General features: G+C 40.6%; 18 protein-coding genes and 1 pseudogene. 1 reads left to right on the forward strand and 18 read right to left on the reverse strand.

All coding sequences use genetic code 11. The annotated features are described in order from the left end of the window. Positions 1 to 5: 5 nt before the first annotated feature. The 14 genes and pseudogenes from fusA to AB5026_RS09315 form a co-directional block, all read right to left on the reverse strand. Positions 6 to 2129 (reverse strand): elongation factor G, encoded by a 2124-nt coding sequence (gene fusA, locus AB5026_RS09250; RefSeq protein WP_276513722.1) that lies wholly within the window; start codon positions 2127 to 2129, stop codon positions 6 to 8. Between the two features lie 18 nt (positions 2130 to 2147). Then, complete coding sequence (rpsG, locus tag AB5026_RS09255) at positions 2148 to 2618, reverse strand: 30S ribosomal protein S7 (protein WP_207660371.1); 471 nt, start codon at positions 2616 to 2618, stop codon at positions 2148 to 2150. Positions 2619 to 2847: 229 nt separating this feature from the next. Further along, positions 2848 to 3267 (reverse strand): 30S ribosomal protein S12, encoded by a 420-nt coding sequence (rpsL, locus tag AB5026_RS09260; protein ID WP_015526360.1) that lies wholly within the window; start codon positions 3265 to 3267, stop codon positions 2848 to 2850. 203 nt (positions 3268 to 3470) lie between these two features. Continuing rightward, positions 3471 to 5993, reverse strand: coding sequence for a YfhO family protein (locus tag AB5026_RS09265; protein WP_118608962.1), 2523 nt, complete (start codon positions 5991 to 5993; stop codon positions 3471 to 3473). Positions 5994 to 6477: 484 nt separating this feature from the next. Continuing rightward, positions 6478 to 6882, reverse strand: coding sequence for an ACT domain-containing protein (locus AB5026_RS09270; RefSeq protein WP_015526362.1), 405 nt, complete (start codon positions 6880 to 6882; stop codon positions 6478 to 6480). 183 nt (positions 6883 to 7065) lie between these two features. Then, a pseudogene (locus AB5026_RS09275) lies at positions 7066 to 7221 on the reverse strand (sporulation transcriptional regulator SpoIIID); the annotation flags it as partial. After that, positions 7208 to 8743: a recombinase family protein gene (locus AB5026_RS09280; protein ID WP_118137600.1), complete on the reverse strand. Its 1536-nt coding sequence runs from the start codon at positions 8741 to 8743 to the stop codon at positions 7208 to 7210. The pseudogene AB5026_RS09275 and the gene AB5026_RS09280, both read right to left, overlap by 14 nt. 119 nt (positions 8744 to 8862) lie before the next feature. Then, the gene (locus AB5026_RS09285; protein ID WP_015541718.1) at positions 8863 to 10587 is read right to left on the reverse strand and encodes a hypothetical protein; all 1725 of its coding nucleotides are present in this window, start codon (positions 10585 to 10587) and stop codon (positions 8863 to 8865) included. A gap of 31 nt (positions 10588 to 10618) precedes the next feature. Continuing rightward, positions 10619 to 12292, reverse strand: a complete 1674-nt coding sequence (locus AB5026_RS09290; protein WP_022388874.1) for an RNA-binding domain-containing protein — start codon at positions 12290 to 12292, stop codon at positions 10619 to 10621. Positions 12293 to 12420: 128 nt separating this feature from the next. Beyond that, positions 12421 to 12597 carry a hypothetical protein gene (locus AB5026_RS09295; RefSeq protein WP_015541716.1) on the reverse strand — a complete coding sequence of 59 codons (177 nt, stop codon included), beginning with the start codon at positions 12595 to 12597 and terminating at the stop codon, positions 12421 to 12423. Positions 12598 to 12904: 307 nt separating this feature from the next. Next, positions 12905 to 14254 carry a virulence-associated E family protein gene (locus tag AB5026_RS09300; protein WP_008707132.1) on the reverse strand — a complete coding sequence of 450 codons (1350 nt, stop codon included), beginning with the start codon at positions 14252 to 14254 and terminating at the stop codon, positions 12905 to 12907. Further along, positions 14163 to 14867 carry a CHC2 zinc finger domain-containing protein gene (locus AB5026_RS09305; protein WP_008707134.1) on the reverse strand — a complete coding sequence of 235 codons (705 nt, stop codon included), beginning with the start codon at positions 14865 to 14867 and terminating at the stop codon, positions 14163 to 14165. Before AB5026_RS09305 ends, AB5026_RS09300 begins: the two co-directional genes overlap by 92 nt. A 21-nt stretch (positions 14868 to 14888) precedes the next feature. Next, positions 14889 to 16130 (reverse strand): hypothetical protein, encoded by a 1242-nt coding sequence (locus AB5026_RS09310; RefSeq protein ID WP_118608960.1) that lies wholly within the window; start codon positions 16128 to 16130, stop codon positions 14889 to 14891. 180 nt (positions 16131 to 16310) lie between these two features. Beyond that, positions 16311 to 16535 (reverse strand): helix-turn-helix domain-containing protein, encoded by a 225-nt coding sequence (locus AB5026_RS09315; RefSeq protein ID WP_008707138.1) that lies wholly within the window; start codon positions 16533 to 16535, stop codon positions 16311 to 16313. A gap of 316 nt (positions 16536 to 16851) precedes the next feature. Here AB5026_RS09315 and AB5026_RS09320 point away from each other — a divergent pair, with 316 nt between their 5' ends. Beyond that, positions 16852 to 17895 carry a DUF6076 domain-containing protein gene (locus tag AB5026_RS09320; RefSeq protein WP_022388635.1) on the forward strand — a complete coding sequence of 348 codons (1044 nt, stop codon included), beginning with the start codon at positions 16852 to 16854 and terminating at the stop codon, positions 17893 to 17895. 30 nt (positions 17896 to 17925) lie between these two features. Here AB5026_RS09320 and AB5026_RS09325 read toward each other — a convergent pair whose 3' ends face one another. From AB5026_RS09325 to AB5026_RS09340, 4 genes are all read right to left on the reverse strand, one after another. Beyond that, a complete protein-coding gene (locus AB5026_RS09325; RefSeq protein ID WP_022388636.1) occupies positions 17926 to 18357 on the reverse strand; it encodes a winged helix-turn-helix domain-containing protein in 432 nt (143 codons plus the stop codon). A gap of 30 nt (positions 18358 to 18387) precedes the next feature. Beyond that, entirely contained in the window at positions 18388 to 20418 is a 2031-nt protein-coding gene (locus tag AB5026_RS09330) for a M56 family metallopeptidase (protein ID WP_368213175.1), read from the reverse strand. 4 nt (positions 20419 to 20422) lie between these two features. After that, positions 20423 to 20791: a BlaI/MecI/CopY family transcriptional regulator gene (locus AB5026_RS09335; protein ID WP_368213170.1), complete on the reverse strand. Its 369-nt coding sequence runs from the start codon at positions 20789 to 20791 to the stop codon at positions 20423 to 20425. Between the two features lie 130 nt (positions 20792 to 20921). After that, a complete protein-coding gene (locus tag AB5026_RS09340; RefSeq protein WP_368213171.1) occupies positions 20922 to 21299 on the reverse strand; it encodes a TnpV protein in 378 nt (125 codons plus the stop codon). Between the last annotated feature and the right edge of the window lie 4 nt (positions 21300 to 21303).

Below are 21303 nucleotides of genomic sequence, written 5' to 3' on the forward strand. Positions count from 1 at the left end.
GTGGATCAGTCCTTCTTAGAAAGGATCTTCTCCTGTACAGACTTCGGAACCTGCTCATATTTCTCAAAGAACATAGAGTAGTTACCACGTCCCTGTGTTCTGGAACGAAGGTCTGTAGCGTATCCGAACATCTCGGAAAGCGGAACATATCCACGGATCATCTTACCGCCGCCGATATCTTCCATACCCTCGATACGTCCACGACGGGAGTTGATATCACCGATAACGTCACCCATGTAATCCTCTGGTGTAGTAACTTCGACCTTCATGATTGGCTCAAGAAGAATCGGAGCTGCTTTCTGCATAGCATCCTTGAATGCAAGAGAACCTGCAATGTGGAATGCCATCTCAGAAGAATCGACTTCATGGTAAGAACCATCGTATACATTCGCATGTACACCAACTACCGGGAATCCTCCGAGGATACCAGCTTTCATAGCTTCCTCGATACCTTCGCCAACTGCCGGGATGTATTCCTTCGGAATAGCACCACCAACAACTGTGGACTCGAACTTGTACAGCTCTTCTCCGTTGGCATCCATAGGCTCGAATTTAACTTTACAGTGACCATACTGTCCACGACCACCAGACTGTTTAGCATACTTGCTGTCTACATCAACAGACTTGGTGATTGTCTCTTTGTAAGCAACCTGAGGTGCACCAACGTTAGCCTCAACCTTGAACTCACGAAGAAGACGGTCAACGATGATATCCAGGTGAAGCTCACCCATACCAGCGATGATGGTCTGTCCTGTTTCCTGATCTGTATGAGCACGGAATGTCGGGTCCTCCTCAGCAAGCTTAGCAAGTGCCTCACCAAGTTTGCCCTGTCCAGCTTTTGTCTTAGGCTCGATCGCGAGCTCGATAACTGGCTCCGGGAACTCCATGGACTCAAGGATTACCGGATGCTGCTCGTCACAGATTGTATCACCTGTTGTAGTGAATTTGAATCCGATCGCTGCAGCGATATCACCGGAGTAAACCTTATCCAGCTCCATACGTTTGTTAGCGTGCATCTGAAGGATACGTCCAACACGCTCTTTTTTATCTTTTGTGGCATTCAGTACATAAGAACCGGAGTTCATTGTTCCTGAATAAACACGGAAATAAGCAAGTTTTCCTACAAATGGGTCAGTCATGATCTTGAATGCAAGAGCGGAGAACGGCTCATCATCAGATGAATGTCTCTCAACTTCGTTGCCGTCAAGGTCAACACCCTTGATAGCCGGGATATCTGTAGGAGCCGGCATATACTCAAGGATTGCATCCAGAAGTTTCTGAACACCTTTGTTTCTGTAAGCGGAACCGCAGCAAACCGGTACTGCTGTACACTCACATGTAGCTTTTCTGAGGACAGCTTTCAGTCTGTCTACAGAAGGCTCATCTCCCTCAAGATACTCCATCATGAGGTCATCATCCAGCTCGCAGATCTTCTCGATCAGCTCTGTATGATAAAGTTCTGCATCTTCCTGCATATCCTCCGGGATATCAGTAATGGAGATGTCATCACCCTTCTCATCATTGTAGATGTATGCTTTCATCTCGAAAAGATCGATGATTCCTTTGAAGTCATCCTCTTTTCCGATCGGAAGCTGAAGGCAGATAGCGTTTTTACCAAGACGAGTCTTGATCTGCTCTACTGCACCGTAGAAGTTTGCACCAAGGATATCCATCTTGTTGATGAATGCCATACGAGGTACATTGTAGGTATCAGCCTGACGCCATACGTTCTCTGACTGCGGCTCAACACCACCCTTAGCACAGAAAACGCCGACAGCACCATCAAGTACACGAAGGGAACGCTCAACCTCAACAGTGAAGTCTACGTGTCCTGGTGTATCAATGATGTTGATACGATGCTCAAGAGCACCTGGCTTTGGTTTGCAGTTCTCCTCAAGAGTCCAGTGACATGTTGTAGCAGCAGATGTGATTGTGATACCACGCTCCTGCTCCTGCTCCATCCAGTCCATTGTCGCTGTACCTTCATGAGTATCACCGATCTTGTAGTTAACACCTGTGTAATAAAGAATACGCTCTGTAAGAGTTGTTTTACCAGCATCGATATGCGCCATGATACCGATATTTCTGGTTCTCTCTAATGGATATTCTCTTCCTTCTTTTCCAGCCAATGAATTTTCCTCCTCGAATTAGAAGCGATAGTGAGCAAATGCTTTATTTGCCTCAGCCATCTTGTGCATGTCTTCTTTTCTCTTAACGGATGCACCTGTGTTGTTCATTGCGTCCAGAAGCTCATTAGCCAGTCTTTCTTCCATTGTCTTCTCGCCTCTCTTACGTGAGAACATTGTAAGCCAACGAAGAGCAAGTGCCTGACGTCTGTCTGCTCTTACCTCGATCGGAACCTGATAAGTAGCACCACCGATACGTCTTGCTTTTACCTCGAGAACTGGCATGATGTTATTCATAGCCTCTTCAAATACTTCAATTGCTGGTTTACCAGCTTTTTCCTCTACTCTGGCAAATGCGCCGTATACAATTTTCTGAGCAACACCTTTCTTACCGTCTAACATGATGTTATTGATAAGTTTGGTAACCACTTTGTTATTGTACATCGGGTCAGCCAGAACGTCTCTTTTCTGAGTATGTCCTTTACGTGGCACGTTACTTCCCTCCTTAATCATATTGATTATATCATCGGTACTCACGCAGTAAAACTATTGCATGTTCGCACTGGTAAGGTCCTATATTTAACCCGCAACCGACAGGGTATATGGAATACCGTACAAATCCTTATAGTCTTCCGCTGTAATACATTAGATGAATAATATCTTTGTAATCCTCCTGATTATCTGCAATCAGGAAGCGGCGTAGATTTCTGATCTACTTAAATTATTTTTTAACTTTAGGTCTCTTAGCTCCGTATTTGGAACGAGCCTGTTTTCTGTTAGCGACACCTGCGGTATCAAGAGTACCTCTGATGATGTGGTATCTTGTACCAGGTAAGTCCTTAACTCTTCCTCCACGGATAAGAACAACGCTATGCTCCTGAAGGTTGTGACCCTCTCCTGGAATATAACTTGTTACCTCGATACCGTTGGAAAGACGAACTCTGGCGATCTTTCTAAGAGCTGAGTTAGGCTTTTTAGGAGTAGCTGTTTTAACAGCAGTACAAACACCACGTTTCTGTGGAGCAGCCTGATCAACTGCTTTCTTTCTTAAAGAGTTGTATGTTTTCTGCAGAGCCGGTGCTGTAGATTTCTTAACAGCTGTCTGACGGCCCTTTCTTACTAACTGGTTGAATGTTGGCATTCCATTTCACCTCCCGATTTATTTCTCCATGGGCTTTCCCATGGGGCCTTGCGGTTGCTATTTACAAATTACGGCATGCGAAAATATAACGTTTCATTCGCACGCTTGCTCATTATAGACCGTAAATACAGGGCTTGTCAAGGTGTTTTATGAAGAATTTTTGCTGATTTTACAGGGGTTTAACACAGTTTTCTTCATAGATGTCACAACCTGCCGGAAATACCCATTTTTCTTCTGCTGATATACCAGAGTATTCCCAGTATTCCTGCTATTAATATAGAAAGAACTGCTCCCGCCTGCAGCCCCGGAGTCCGATATTTCATAGTAACCGTATGTGTCCCGGCCGAAAGCTTTACACCGGTAAGCCCCTGGATGCTTTTCCCATCGACCTTTTTCCCATCTACATAAATCTGCATATCAGGATCATAAAATATGCTGAGAAGGAGCATTCCATCCTTTGCTGCAGCTATGGTACCCTTTCCATTCTTCAGATCCATCTGCCGGGAAGAAAGCATTTCATAGATCTCATCCAGGTCCGATTCCCGGTAAGTTCCCAGAACCGCTTCCTGCATTCCGGTTTCCGCAGTTACATGCACAACCGTATCCGTATCATAAGTGCCAAGATCCAGGAAATTATTATTCCAGTAATCGGATTTCTGATCCTGGCCGTTGATCGTTACAGTTTCCGGCTCTGTTCCCGGGATATAAAGATACCCATGCTCTCCTTCTTTCAGCGAAATATCAAAATCCACAGTCCCGGCCCATACTGCTTCTGAAGACACCGTCTGCATTTTGTACAGTCTTTTTCCCGCAATACCGCTGAGCAGCCGGTTCTGAACCTCAAGTGGATTTGTTCCTTCCATTGCATAGTCCAGTACGGAATCACTGACCATATATCCGGCTTTCAGTGCTCTCGGATTCTCATAGAGATCAAAGGACTGGCTTTCTCCGATTTTTTTATAAACAGTATGAAGCTTTCTTGTATTCCTGCAAAACAGATATCGTATTCCCAGAAGCATATCCGTCACTTCCGTGGATCCCGCATACTGAAAACGATTTTCCAGATTTTCAAAGCCCATGTTTTTTACAAAATCCCACATTACCTCTGTATTAGTAGAGGAATACATAGATATCCCGTTCAGCTGATACAGCATCTCTTCATTTCTCACAAGAGGATTTACAATAGCGGCACGGTAATCCACCTGATCCACACCGGCAGACTCCAGTAATCCACAAACCTCCTGCTCACTTTCCACATAAATATCACGGTTTGCGGTTCCATTATCTGTAATACTGACGATTCCGTGAATTCCTGTCTCTGCAAGGATCAGCACTGCCAGCACCAGACATCCCAGCTTTCGGATCTCCACACAGCAGAAGGCATGACCGGACAGTTTTCCACAGATACACCGTTCCGTCCACATAACCAGAAAGAATACTGCAAGAACCCCTGCTGTAAGCAGAAGTCCCCAGATATTTCCGCTTTTGATCCCCACAACGATACAGAAGCCCTCTGCAGCGATCAGTCCGGCAAAAATTCTTCCTGTGCTTTCATTTTCCACATTTCCCCATGCATCACAGGACATTTTCAACAGCAGAAATATCAGGATGAACACAAAACGATTGGGGATTCCCACAGGTTTATGCAATCCGTGAAAAAGCAGATTCAGCGCTGTGATATGGATCCCCGCAAAATACAAAACGATCAATATACCTGTTACGATTTTTTCTGCTGTGCGGATTTCTTTATTCAGAAAATAAATTCCGGCAAAAAGCAGCACTGCACAGCCACAGTAAAGGTTCACATCTCCCTGGTCGCCGGATTTTACAAAGGACAGGGAATCCTCGAATAATGCGCCCAGCTGTTTCCAGATATCTCCGTACACTCCCGAAAGTCCGGTGCCTGCCTCTTCCGCCGCTGCAGTTCTGGATACCGCAGCAATTCCGGGGATCAGTGTGATTCCTGCAAGTCCGGCTCCGGCAACAGACGCCCCGGCAAATTTCAATAATGAAAAACGGATTTTCTCCGGCCGTCGACCGGATTCTGCCGCAGCCAGCTCTGCCAGATAATAAAAAGCAGCAAATGTGCATAACATAAATCCCATATAATAGCTGGTTAAAATACAGTACCCCAGCACCAGACAATACCCTCGCCATTTTCCGGTATGCACCAGCTGTTCAATAAGATATGCAAGCACCGGAAGAAGCATGATACAGTCCAGCCACATCACATTGCTGTAATAGCCTATAAGAAAATTAGACAGTGCGTACATACAGCCAAGAGAAACTGCCATACTTTTTCTGCCCGGATATTTTTTCCCGGAATACCATGCCATGGATACGCTGCAAAGCCCTGCCTTGATCAGAATCACCGCAGTGACAGCCTCGTTTACATACATGAATTTCATAAACTGCAGTATTAGGAAGCTGAACGGACTGCAAAGATAATAGCAAAACAATCCGTAAAAATTATATCCCATGGCATGTGCGGACCAGGTCCAGTCCGTTCCCTTTCCAAGCTGCTCTGAAAGTTCCCTGTAAAAGGCTGTATACTGATGGACTCCATCTACCACCAGCGCCGAATTTTCTCCAAAAGGATAAACACCCTTCAGTGCAAAACCCAGCGTAAAGATCAGCACCGGAAACAGAAACGCCAGGAGATAGATCCACCCTCTGTTTCCCTGTTTTTTGTTTTTTTCCGCTTTCTGTATTCTTATTGGTCTCATTTCATTTCCTCGTCTGTCTGCAACAATTCCAGTCCGTTATGTTCTGGACAGCTGAATTATCTATCGGCTGTTATTTTCTGAAATACTGTTATTTCTTTTCCGTCGTTTTTTCCTACTGTATCATGTTTTTGTGAAATTACTGCGAATTTTTTCAGAGCAAAAGAAAAAAGCTGTCACATCATTGGAGACACAGAAAACTCCGCCGACGTAACAGCTTCTTTCTGAAGGAATCTGTGTACGCTGATCCACAGATCTCTTCATGGGTGTAATTATTAACTTTATGTGATGAGTTTTTAGTTCCTGGCCTGTATGATACGGATATTCACATATCCTGAGGTGGCTGTTTACAGGTTAAGAACTATTATAGATATATGATAGCATGGCCATATACATTTGTAAAATTGATATTTCGTGTTTATAATATAGAATATTTTAATATTTATCAAACGGATAAAAGCCTCTACCACACGGTAAAATCCTGTTTTTATAAAACAGTATAGCCTCTGGATTTCAGGCAGGATCTCACTTCCATGATATCCTCGGTATGGAATACCATGATCGGCTTGCCGGAATCACGGTTAAAGGAAAGGTACAGATAATCCACGCTCACATTACTGTCCTTCAGTGTAAGAAGCAGATCATTCAGATTTCCAGTCTTATCCTCAACCTCCACTCCGATCACCTCGATCACGTGGCAGAGATATCCTGCAGCGATCAGAGCCTCCATTGCCTTATCCGGCTCCGAAACTACCATTCGTACGATTCCGTACTCTGCGCTGTCATTAGTCACAGAGCCCAGAATGTTGATATCCTCGTTCTTCAGGATACCGGTAATGTTCTGCATAACACCCTTTTTATTTTCTGCATAGATGGATAACTGTTTCAGCATGATAAAATCCTCTCTTTCCTATGTGCTTTATTTTGCTGTTCTATCGTATGATAAATCTTCGCACATCTTATCAGGTATGTCAACCAGAGCAAGCCGGATAATAACACAGACATTCATATTTTAGTTTACCCGGCTCCATAAACACTGATATTTTATGATCAGCATTTAACCCGGCCCGCCTGTTCACCGCATGTGAGCATGGAGATATTTTTCCCGGGTAGCGATACCTCCCCGGATATGTCGCTCCTGCTTGTTTACATCCAGTACCTTGCGAACTTCTATGGCCAGAGCCGGATTGATCATTTTCAGGCGTTCTACGCAATCCTTATGTTTGGTTGTCACTAATTAGAACGGTTTCATCTAAGCCTAAATCACCGAAGATTCGTAAGTAAATATCTACGTTACCATCCTTGTCTACTTCAATTTTCTGGATAATCCGTTTAAGCTGTGCATTGGTCATCTGGTGAACATCGGAAATATCTTCAATCTCTTTAAACGTGCGATTCAAGATTATTTCCAGTTGTTCACCTTTTGTCAGGTGATAAGCAACCATTTTCAACTCATTCTCCAGACGCTCGATTTCCTGTTTTGTGCCGCCGATTTTTTCATTCAGTTCCTCACGTGTAATGAGGTCATCGGTGTACATATCCATGTATTTCTGACGCATTTTTTGAAGCTTGTGAAGCTGTGCGTTCAATTCCTTTTCGTAATTCAGGTTCTCATCCTTGGCTTTGTAAACCCTCTGGAATTCGCCTGTTACGTGACGAATTACATTTTTCTTTGCTTTCAGCAGCTCGGAAAAGTATTCGGACAGAACTTCAATCAACTCTTCCTCGTCCACTGTCTGAGCATTCGGGCAGCTATCCGCCCCACGTCCATTATGACCGGAACATACCCAGCGAATATAAGTATTCTTATAAGTACGAACAGTTCGTCGAAATGACCAGCCACATTCCTTACATTTAATCAGAGTAGAAAACAAATACTTATTGCTCTGCCGTTCCTTTGTTAATTTAAAAGTCTTGCTTCTGCACTCCAAAATCTCCTGTGCCTTTTCATACATTTCCGGCTCAATAATCCGCAGTTCCGGACGTTCTGTTACCATCCACTCCGTCTCGTCTTTTTCCGTTCTCTGTCCAGTCAGGAAGTCAGCTACTTCCTGCTTGCCGTTGATAATTTTTCCGGTATAAAGTTCATTCGTTAAAATCCGGCACGTCGCATTCTGGCTCCACTGACAATTACGCTTTGTTCGGATACCTTTCGCATTCAGCATGTTTGCAATCTTGGCGGCACCATATCCTTCTTCGATATACCATTTATAAATCTGCCTGATAACAGCTGCTTCTTCCTCGTTGATTGCCAAATTAAAGTAATCTCCAATGGTTTTATCATATCCGTACACAATATTCGGAACTCGTCCTTTTTCAGCATTCATTTTCTTGCCGAATTTCACACGCTTTGAAGTATTGGCACTTTCTTCCTGCGCCAATGCACCGAAGATTGTCAGAACAAATTCACTGTTTCCCATGCTGGTCATGTTGGCCGTCAAAAACTGTGTCTCGATTCCTAATGCTTTCAGTTTGCGGACATTCTGCAGAAGGTCTACAGTATTTCTGGCAAAGCGAGAGATGTCCTTTACTACTACCATATCAAATAGTCCATGTTCAGCATCAGCCATCATGCGTAAAAATTCTTTTCGATTTTTTATTTTCGTGCCTGAAATACCCTCATCTGCATATAATCTAACTAAGTTGTCACCAGTACGCTGGGTGTACTCAGAGAAAAATTGCTTTTGAGCTTCCAGACTGTTGAGCTGATCAGCTTTATCAGTGGAGACACGACAATAAGCAGCTATATTCATATCTAATACCTTTCTGTTATATTTAAGTCGTTCTGTTACAACTTTATTGTACCATCTAAAATATAATTGTAAATAGCAAAATAAGGAATACCCTTTCTTCAGAATATTCCTTATATGCATTACTCTTCGATAAAAAAATTTTCTAACAATAGCATAATGGATTGTTCATCAACATTACCTGGTTCTTTTAAATTTTTTTTCTTTTTATTCAATAACAAATATGTATCTGTAAAAACATCTTGTATCGTCCCAAGGCATTTATCTTTTGCTAATTTAACCATCAACTCAAGAATTACACGATCCACATAGATATGCAAATGTTCTCCTAACATTTGTATTCGTTTATGGCTTTCCCCTGCATGAACAATAGCATTTCTAAGCCTATATAAGCGATAAAGATGCCATTCAATTCTTTGACAATACTTTTCGGAAAGATGCCATAATTTTTCGCGATTTTCTCTTTGCTCATATAAGTTATATATTTTATAACGTATATTGGGATAATACTTAAGCTCATTCGCAAAATAATCTTCTCGATATTTCTCATATTTTTCAAGAAATATAAAGCCTGCGATTTTACAAATCTCTTTATCGAATTCTGTTATATCTTTAAGCAACAAACTTACTTTTCGATTACCTAAATTATTTTTCAAATCGTCAAGTATATTAGAAAATATGCATTCGAAATAGTCATTTTGTAGAATGGAAACTATATTATCAGTAACGCTTTCAATTTTGGATTTTGAACTATCTGTAACACTTGCAACCTCCAACGCTGACCACAAATTAAGAAATGCATCATTTAAGTCTTGTTGATTTAATGCCGCATTATGCAAATCAACAATCTTATTAAGCTGAGAATAAGTTTCCTTTCCTTTTTCTTGGCATCCCAAAACAATTGTATCTATTTCAGTTTTAAAATTTTCTCGTGGCTCAGGCTTGATACTTTTATACCCAAACGCTTTTACGGGAAGAATTATTCCCTCTTGGGTATCTTGTCGAATTACCAATCCGTTTTTACCTATTACACTGATATTATCATTCAAAAAAACTTCTAAATATCTCAAAAAAATTTCTAATGCAGAATACGCTCGTTTCATTGCTGAATAATTATCATATGCCTTTGTTTCCATAACCCCTATAAAGGACTTTTGCTTTCTTTTAATCTGTTTAAAGCAACCATCATCTTCAAACGAAATATGCAATCTTTCATTTAACAACTTTTGATATGGCTTTAATTTTTCATAAAAAACAAAGTACACTTTGTATTTACCAATTTCAAAATCAAACCTATTCAAAAAAATCTGTGCTTTTTTTTCTGGATCATTTATACTTTCCTCAAATATATTTCTCAGGAATCTATATATATATTCCGATGAATATCCATGCCATAGCAAAAAAGCAAGCCAAGCACGAAGTCCTTTTTCAATTTCTGTTTTACGGTTTGATTCCGACAAATTTTCTTTCAAGTATTTACAACATATTTCATAGTACTTTTTCTTTGGTATCTTATTGAATATATAATGTACCGCTGTTCTTTGATCTTTATCTAAAAATTTTGCCATCTCTTCAATAACTTCATATTTATACAACTCTCGAACAATAACGTCTGTCATTAAACTCGACTTAATCTCTTTTGCAATTATATCTAATTGATATTGCTTAATACTCCCTTTCACCACATCTTTTTCAGTATCAACATATTCTTCTAATAATGTTTGTGTATTATGAACAGGCGCTTTAACAATATCATCTGAATAATGAAACAACATTTCTTGTAGTCTTTGAACAAAAAATAAATATCCATCCTTAGTAGATGTCCAATCTTGTGTAATATATTTCATTTTTCATCCCCCTCGCATTTTTGTAAATCAATCATTTTTTTATCAAGTACCACTTTGCATACCTATTAGTTCCTGTTGTAACAACAATTCCATCCTTTTTCATTGCCTGTAACAAATTAGAAACCTTCTTCGATTTCTGTTCATCGCTAAGTACTTCTGGCAATGCTTTTTCCAGTACTTCCATTAAATCTCTTTTGCTGGCTTCTCCCATTGACTGAAGTGCTTTTATAATTAACTGCTTGCAAATATCATCATCTAACCCTTTATTTCGAACATAAGCAGCTTTCTGTCCGACAATATCTGCCACCTTGAAAGATACAAAAACATTAGGATAACGTCCTTCCACAAGACCTTTTTTCTTCAAATCCTTAAAGCTTTCTTTAGAAACTACTTCCTGTTTCTGAACTTTATCCAACAAAAATACAGTTCTCATATCTAAATCTTCATTGGAATATAAAAGCTGAGTATAATTCTTATCCAATATCTTTCCGTACACAGTCACTGTAACTCTATTAATTGTGTTCAAATCATATGTCGGCAATGGGAAGCATTTATCACGCTGTATCTGATACATCATTGGTATTCCCATTGAATTTGTATCAATCATATACAGATTTACCATTGCGTTACACAAAAACACATTTCGATAATACGGTGGTTTATATCCCGGTTCCAGTGCTTGTTCAATAGTTTCTGGTATAAAAGCCCCCTCATTGATAAATACCAGTCTGTCCTCAAATTCCTCTACGTTGATTTTTCCACGCAAGCGATAGTCCTGATGAGCAATACAGTTATTAATAATCTCTTTGATCAGCTCTGGTTCATATTGATCTACTTCATCCGGAAACAAAGTCTGCTGTCCGGCAATATAGCGATACTTTACATTTCTGATCCTGGAATATACCTTATCCACTGCCATTAACATCGGTATATCAAAATGTTCATAAGCTTTTACCGAATTATCTGCATTATAAAGTGTCCAGGTAATTCTAGGAATAAAGCCATCAAAGAAATATTTAGCCTCACTTTTTCCTAATAACAATAACGCCGTTCTGGTTATTTTTCCTTTTATTGTAATACCAGCTTTATTTAAAACCTCAATATCAGACAGTTTCTTTAAAACTTCCTGTGCTTTTTTTCGATCACTCTGACGTTTTGAGAAAAGTTCTCTTGCTCTTTTAATCGCTTCTTCATCCAAATCTTCTATGGTAGCATCTTCTACAATTTCTTTTGACCAATCCATTCCTATCTGATTTCTAAGTAGATCTACTTTATTCATCGGAAGCGGCGATACAGATTCATGCTCTCTGGCATACGCTGCCCCTTGCCATGTTGTCGGAATCCCCCTAATAGCTGGAGGAATTTGAAATGCTATCACTCGACATTTTTCCATTGTCAGTTCGTATATCTCCAGAAATGTCAATCGTTCATTGGTTCCATTTACGATTTCCTTTTTCAAACTTTGCAGACTTCCCTGTTTCCGAAATTCCGTTCCTACATATCGTTTATCATCCGAAATTCCGAAAATCAGCCACGCCTCCTGTAATCCCCGAAGATTTGCTTCATTGCTAAGTGCAGAAAAATATTTACCAATGTCATTAAACGAATAATTTGTGCGTGCTTCTTTAAATTCTACAACTTCATTTTCAAAGGATTCTATCATGCGAACAATCTTTTCTTTTAATTGGCTATCCGTATATATCATATTCTTCCGCCTTTCAAAATTTTCTATGACTAAATTCTATGACTAATCTATGACTTTCTAGAACTAATTTTAACTGATTTTCAGACAGAACACAAGCAATAGCAAAAAAATAAAAGGCATCCCACGCGCTACGCAGGACACCCTCCATCATGTTTTGGTTCATTGGGAAGCTCATTCGCTGCTTCTTGTATTGCCTGTTCCACCTTACTTGCATTTGCTTCAATCAATATCTTTAACAGATAGTCGGCGGTTACTTCCGCAGTGTTTGGATTATGGAATCGATAATTAAGTTTTCTCTTTTTCATAGCGGAATTTCCACCTCCTCCCGTATGTCTTTGTCCATAACTATGAAAATGTTTTTTGAAATAGTCCTGCCAAATGCCATTCCTGTTCAACTTAAATAGATGCCGGTCAAAGGGGCATCCCTGTTGTAAACCACCGCTGTAAACAAACTCCAAAAAATCTAATTCTTTTTGTTTTTTCAGTTTTCTTTCCTCAATACCAAATTACTCTTATATATCTGTTTACTGTTTACAAATTCTACAAGTCAAAGCAATATCCATAGAAAAAAGTGTAAACAACACGCCAACTACCGTAAACCTGACTGGCATTTTACTGGAAAGGTAACTCCACCTGCCGGGCTTCCTTCTCAGTAATCGGATGCCAGTCATTTTCATTTTTTAAGTCTTTTGCGTCTCGTTTACAGTTTTCGTTTACACATACCCACGAACGCTGTGTACCGTAATCCTTGAATCTTGTCATCGTCCCCTGTTTCCAACCCACAATGCTTGTATTCATGATTTCACAGATGCGGTCTGTCTCCGCCTTCTTCGGCTTTACATAAGGATTGTCCAGTGCCTCTTTAAAAAGCATCAATGAACAGACTTTTCTGTCTTCATGTTCATCCAGCCATGCCTGTATCATTCCGGCTTCCGTATCATCCGCCATGAACTCCTGCCGCAGTTTATCAAGCTGTGTTTCTGTTTCCTTTGAAAACGCCAGTTTAAAATTTCCATTACGGTACAACATCATTGCTTCCGCCCACACCTGATCAATATACTGTCTGGATTCCTTCTCATTTTCGAGGATATGAACCTCCATCTCTGCCCGGTTCGTCTGAACCGGAACGAATCTTCGATTTCCGGTACGGTCAAACGGCAGGAATCGCTTAATATTGGATGTTCCTCCAAATACACATTGCCTCGGACGATCAAGAGCATATACTGCATAAGAATCCCGATAAGTCTCTTTCTGCCTGCTCAGAAAGCTCTTTGTTTCCTCAATACTCTTAGAGCGTGCCGTTGCGACCATTTCAGACATTTCAATCATCCAATGACCACGAAGCTGACAATAAACTTTTTCCGAATCCAGTTTGCCGATGTCATCAGTGAACCAGTCATCCTTTACTGCCATGAAACGAAAAAATGTAGATTTTCCCACGCCCTGACCCCCGACCAGACAGAGCATATATTCAAACTTAATTCCGGGGCGGAACGCACGGGCAATAGCTCCCAGCAAAAACATTTTCATACTTTCATAGGTCAACTCATCCACAGGTGCACCAAGAAAATGATGCAGCACATAGCGGATACGTTCCTGCCCATCCCATTGCAGACTGTTCAAATAATCCCGGACAGGGTGATATTTGTTCCGATCTGCCTGATGGACAATACTTTTCTGCACAATCTTATCCATCGTCAAACCGTAAGTCTCTTCCAAATAAAGCATAATATAGTTCAAATCCATATCTGTGAATGCCGGGCTTATCCGTTCCCACCACACGGGTTTTACAATGTCTGTCTGCTCAGTCAAAATATTGTGCCGGAATACATCTTTTAACAGAGGATCATGTTCTAAAATTAGCTTACAGTTATGCCGATTGTTTTTCACAGCACCCTTCTGTGTCATTTCCAGTTGTTCTCTGATTTCCTCTACTGTCAACTCCGTTTCCATTATATCCATTACTTCGCACAATTCCTGTCGTGTCTGTGGTGATAAAGTCTGAAATTCTCTGTTCAATCGCTGTCACCTCCTTCCCATGAGCCACCACTACGGCAACTCGTTCTTCTAATGTGCCTGATAATAATGTATCCAACAGGTACTCTGTTTCTGATATTTTTTCCAATGCCTCCATAAACAGCGGATGCCAGACATCTTCCACCTGTTTCGGAGCACACTCTTCTTTCCACTGTTTCAACAAATGCAGGTAATCTGCCAGTGCACGGAAATATCTATTTTCTGCCTGCAGATACCTCTGTTCCTGTGTTAGCTGTCGTTTGATTTGTTTTCTCTGTGGCGGGCTGTGCCCCATGTTCTCATAATGTATAGAAAAATCTCTTGCCAATTTCTCTGCCGCCTCTTTTGGTTTTAAATTGTACAAGTGTGCCGTAAAATCAATCACATCCCCATCTGCCTGACATCCGAAACAATGAAAACGCCTGTCCACTTTCATGCTTGGATTCTTGTCACGGTGAAATGGACAGACCGCCATTCCATTCTTGTTTACCCGTATTCCATAGCTTTCTGCAGCCTGCCGGGTAGTCACAGACTGTTTAACTGCTTCAAATATATTCATCCTTTTCCTCTTTTCTTTACATCACAACTCCATATCGTTCCTTCCCAATTTAGTTCTTCCTTCGTGTTCCCATCGCTCTCGGTTCTCCTGTTCCGCAGTAATTTTTGCTTTTGCCAGCCTATCCAGAATGGAACTTCTGGCTTTTTTCTTAATCTGTTCGGTATTCACCTTTTTGACTTCCGGTTTTATCAGCGTGGTCTGGATTGTTTTAACTGCTGTCTGCATAGCTTTTGTAATTTTGGTAATTACTCCGTCCAATCGACTTACAGCATAAGTTCTTTCTTTTTGGGAAGCCTTGCGCTCAGGGGAAAGCACCCACGCCTTTGACTGTTCTACCAGACGAATGTCTTCTTTATGGGTTTCCACTCTGACCTCATCCGTCACAACCTCCACAGCTTTGTCGTAAGCAATATCTGAAACTTCATCGATCAAAGCTTCTACTTCTTCAATTTTCAGAGTAAGTGTATCCAGTATTTCTGTCTGGTTTTTCATCTGTTCCTTTTGCTTAAACAGGATATAATCCTGCTTTTCAAGATAATCTCGCCCTCCATAAGACGGTTCTTCTTCCAGATGCAACCCGTATTTTCGAGTTATATCAAAAAGCATTGTCCGGCAAATAGCATCAAAAGTCTGCTTTCGATTATTATTGCGGCCTTTAGGTTTATCCGGTTTTGGAAGTGCAATCCCTAATTCTTCCAGTGCTTTTTCCTGCTGGGGACAGATTTCCCCGTACTTATTCTCACAATCAAAAACATGACGTTCATGAATGTGCGGCGTTCCTTCGTCCAAATGCAGTGCCCAGTCCAGAATATGGACATGAGAACCGAACCGATTTGTGAACTGCTTTGTAAAGTCCTGTACGACCGCAAGTAATATTTCATAGGAAACAGATTCTTCTACTGTTCCTATTTGAAAAATAGTTTCCTCTGGACAGGTTTTATTGTTCTTTAGTAAATCTTCCACAGATCGGTTACGCTCTGTATGACGGGTTCTTGCATTTCTTTCATTCTGCGCTTCTATATACTTTCCATAATGTTCCTGATAAAAAGTACATTCAATTTCCTCAAAACTGATATCCTGAGAATCATCATCTTCTCTGCTCTGCATTGTGGTATAGCCACGGTAACAGTCCCAGTAAATATTTTCTCTGACTCTTCCAACATCAATATGTTCACTGTTTTCCAAGTTGAAACGGCGATCATTATGCCTTGGATTGTAAGTGCCATTTTTTCCGGAGCGTCCATTGTGTCTTGTTGCTTTCAATAATTTTCTTGCCCTCCTTTTTCACGTTTTTCCAAATTAAATAAGGCAGCGAAGCTGCAAACCTGCGTGAATTTGCGTCAGGTAATACCCAGTACGAGTAGACGCACGCATCAACTCACTGGGCAATGGCTGCCGCCCTTAACCTGCACAAAAGACTTCGCTCTCCGCTCTGCTCCAGATTTAGTTACTATTCTCCGGCACCCTTCCATTCCCCTTTGCCATCCATTCGAAAAAAGCAATTTTACTAACCTTAATTAATCTGCCGCTTCGAAATGCCGGAAAACCGGGTGTATGAACCAGTTCATAAGCCGTTACTCTGGAAATCCCCATAATCCGCTGAATATCAGCCACATCCAGTACAAGAGGCAGTTCATCATAATTGTTTAATCTCTTATTTTCACTCATGTTGTTCCTCCATTTTTGATTTCTTTTTTTTAGCTTCTCGTTGCCGTTTTATCTTTCCTGTTTCCTAAGTCATACTGCTGTCAAGGCATACAACACGTCATCCATTCGGATGCGCTCGCTTCTTTTATCGAAGGTCATGGCGGTTTATCTCAGGTTAGACGATTATAAAGTTGTCAAAACATACTGCATAGTACAAAATTACCACGCATCCGCATCATATCAATCTTATCTTTACTTTTCAATATTTCCGCGATACCATAAATGCAACTAATATTATAGTTTTTAAAATTACCATATAAAGCAGGAGTAAATAGAAATGGCTTATCAATTTATAAGGCAAGAGCCTTGCTATGACCGCATCCTCTTCGTTCTGGCACTGGACAGGGGCAAAATGAAGGAGCGAATTTTAATCGGAACAGAACAGCAAATCCGTTTTCGACTGGACGGAAATAAAGATAACGATGTCATATATGATATAACACGTCCTCTAGGACGTTTTCTGATAGATTTTGAATATGATAAAGAAAAGAACTGGAATATATATGGACTTGCTCCCCTACGTGATGCATTGCACACTAACCGTTGGAAACAGCCTGCACTGGAACAGACTGCTGGTGATTTTCTGGCAAAAAAATATCTCACCGGTGATCCGGTGAGAATGTATGCTACATTCCGTATTTGGAATGAATATCTTGTTACAAGGGAATATCGTGACCGTAATACTGCCTGTGATCGTTTTATAGAAAAAATCCAAATTTTGACTCAGGCATTCCAAACAGAAAATGTCATGAATTTTAATTCTGATACCGGAAAACCAGAACGTTTTCATACTGGCAGTCTTTATTTCCGCAACACTCCTGCTGAAATCACTCGACTTGAACTTTGGTTTCCGGATAATAGGCGCAGAACAGAATGCGTAGCTGCCTACAGCTCTTTTTATCCGCTTATCACTTATTACTTGAATCGGCTGAATGACTGGGGCCTTTGTTTCCGTCAGTGCAAAGTCTGTGGAAAATATTTTCTGGCAAAAAACCAGCGTTATGAACTATGCAGTGATAAGTGCCGTAAAGCACAGGCACTTCAAAATAAAAGGGAATTTGATGAACGAGCCAGAGAAAATAACTATGATTTGCTTTATAAAAATGAATGCCAGAATTGGCGTAATAAAATCAATAAATCCAAAAAAACTGCTGATTTTCCGATTGAACGTCTGGAAGAAATGAAAACTGCGTTTGACCTTTTTAAGAAAGAAGCTCTGCGGCGTAAGAAAGCTGTAAAGGCAGGAACAACCAAGCCAACGGAATTCACGGACTGGCTGTATCAGCAGAGCAATATTATCTTGAAACTCAGCGAAATCTGAATCCATCCCTGTAAAGGAAAGGCAGCGAATTTACTCGCTGCCTGCCCTCTCATTAAACTTGTATCCTACACCCCAGACGGTTTGAATATATACCGGGTTGCCCGGATCATCTTCTATCTTCTCACGAATATGGCTGATATGACTCATGACAATATTGTAATCGCCAGAATAGGCTTCTTTCCAGACTACATCATAAATCTGCTCCTTACTAAATACCCTTCCTGGATTTTGTGCTAATAACTGCAGGATTTCAAACTCAGTGTAAGTTAATTCTATTTTTCTATTATCACGAACAACTTCCCTCCGTTTCAAATCAATCGCTATACCCTTATGCCTTATTTTCGATTGAAGTTGTATTTCCTGAAAAAGGAATTTTTCTCTGCCGGAATCTAACACGGAAATAACAGAATTTACCAACTCTTCCTCATCTCCCTCGAATGATACCAGCAATATTTTTCCCACTTAATCATCCTCGTTTCATTTAGCACTAACTTAATGCTTCGCCTCTGAATTATATTCCGCAAATGTTTCCGTTTCCGGATTAAATTCAGTAAATAATTCCTGCATTCTATTTTTGCTTACTTTTTGAAAGCTGCTAATCTTTCCACTTTTGTCTCTCGTTACTTCAATGTACATAGTGCCGTTGCTGTTAGAAAAGATTCCCCTTCCCTCATCATATAAATCTGCTATAATCTTACCATTATAAACCCAGTTTCCTTGAGCATCACAGGATACTCCATAATCAGCATACTCCTGTGGAACAGCAATATTAAGACCTTTTCCCTCTTCACTGCAATATTCGCCCATGTCATCAGCCGCTATGTTCTCACTTCCTCCTTCTTCAAAAACAGATCCTTTCATTTCATCTGCAGTTACAGCTTCTCCGCCGGAACTTTCAACCAATGCCGCCGGTTCTGACCAAAAATCATCTGATAACGGTTCTGCCTTTACGTCTGTGATGGTGCCATAGTTTTCCCTTTGCACTTCAACTCGAAGCGTACCTCCACGTTTGGAACTTATTGTATAAGTACCCGGCTTAAACTCATCCCGGAAATATCCAATGGTCTTTCCATCATACATCAGAAATCCTGTTTCTTTCTGGTAAGTTATTCCCGCTTTTGCATATTCAGAAAGCTGTTCTTCGCTGAATACATTTTCATTACTGCCTTTATTTTCGGTAACCGTTTCCGCTTCCTGCTTCACATATTCTATATTTTCCGGTGAATATGCCATTGTGACTCCCACCACATCGTCAGCTGATTTTGACAACTTCATCCCATCTTTTATTTTTTGAAGGTTATCCTCATAAAGTGCTATCGTCTCATCTACCTTTTCCTGTGTCCATACGAACCAGCCGTCACCGCCTGTATAAGCTTTTTCACCAATCATGGACTTCAGAACTTCTTTTTCCTCGTCCATCCATTTCGCATACTCTTCTGCTGTCCACCATTCCACATCCGAACTTGAAAGTGGTTCATCTTCCCGGATATTCACTTCGTTTAAAGCAACTGTTGTTTCACCGTTTTCCTGCGCTGTCTCTGTATTTTTCTCCAAGGATGATGCGGAAGTTGCAAATCCACCTGTCACGCCAATTACCAATACTGCACTTATCATTACTGCAAACTTAGATGTCTTCTTTATCTTCATAATTGCTCTTATCCTTTCTTCAATCGCATTTTTACTGAAACTGTTACATAATGGTGTCAGTCCGCTCTTTTTTTCTTCCATAGATATTAAAGCAGTTGCATATACCGACTTTATATCCATTCCAAATCTGCGGACTACGGTTTCGTCACAGGATAATTCCAAATCTCTGTTAAAAAGAATATACATTACCCACACAAGCGGATTAAACCAATGAATGCATACTGCAGCAATCATTATCAGCTTTGTAAGCATATCAAGCCGTCTGATATGCACATATTCATGTTCCAACACATAACGAAGCTGATAAATATTTTTCCATTCTGTATTTTTCGGCATTAAAATAACTGGGCGAATCACACCATAAGAAAGTGGTGCAGCTATGGTTTCTGTCTGCCGGATGGATAGACTCCTTTTTAGTGGATGTTTTTCCTTCCATGCTTCCAAAATATCATTTTCAACAGGCAGCGAAAATCGAAATTCCCGATAGCATTTTATATAGGAAACCGCAAAAAATCCAAAACAAAGTAACAGACCTGCCAGCCATATTACACTCAAAATCGAAATGGATTCTGTTCTCTGTACCATAGCCTCCGATAATCCATTTGCTATCTCAGGCATATTCCCATTAATGGGTAAAAATGTTGTCGTTTGCGCCGTTCTCACTGGGTTTATATCAGAATAAATGCTCTGAAATAGAGAATAAATACTTGTGACTGATTTTATGGAAAATGGAACTAATAACCGGATCAATGCAATCCACCATAAAATCAAAAATGTTTTCTTCGGCAATCTGTTGATAAGCACAGCCCTTAATACCACAATAAGTAAAATAATAACCGTTCCCAAAAAACTCATTTGCAGCAGGCTCATATGCATCACCTCATTCCAATTCACTGACGATCTGCTTCAGGTTCTTAATCTGCTCCATAGAAAGTTTTTTTCTGCCAAGAAGTGCCGCAAACAACTTGTCAACAGATCCATCATATATCTTATCAATAAGTTCATCTGTTTCCAGATCCTGTACCTGTTCTTTTGCTATAAGCGCATGGCACATAAATCCCGGTTCCGTTCGTTCAATCGCGCCTTTATTGATACACCGCTTAATCAATGCATACGTTGTGTTTTTATTCCAGCCGACTTCTCTGTTTAAAGTATCTGCAACATATTTCGCTGGCACGTCACCATCCTTCCACAGAACATCCATTACCTTTAATTCCGAATCAAAAAGTTTAATATTTTCCTCTTTCACTTGTTTCGCCTCCTTATAAGACTGTAGTAGTCTGTTCTTGTTTTTAGACTACCACAGTCTTATAGTATTGTCAATAATTTCTGTCGCTAGGAAAAGAAAAACAGCCAGCCTTTCGGCTGACTGCTCCATACTAAATATAAACCATTTCGTTCAGTACAATTTCTTCTGCTCTGTTTCTAATATTATTACACCGTTGTACCCAAAGCATAGCATCTTTCCGCTTCAATTCCTCCGTCACTCCCTCAGCCGCTTTCATCTGATCAACAATGCACGTAAACCGTTCCTCCGCTTGTTCGTCCAAATCCTCCAGATAGCTCCAAAGTTTTCCGGTCAGCAGTAAACTGGAATATCTACCGTAGCACTGCTCTTTCAGATACTCTCTATGCATCTGTCCGTACTTACCGATAGGTCGGTTTTCCTCCGGCAGCTTCAAGTCCGGGATATAATAATCCCCGACAAGTACATAATCAATGCCATTCTCCGTAATTCTTTGTTTCAATTCTTTCATGGTT

It is taken from the genome of Blautia sp. RTP21359st1_E11_RTP21359_211015, from assembly GCF_040910705.1.
Taxonomy (GTDB): Bacteria; Bacillota; Clostridia; order Lachnospirales; family Lachnospiraceae; genus Blautia_A; species Blautia_A fusiformis.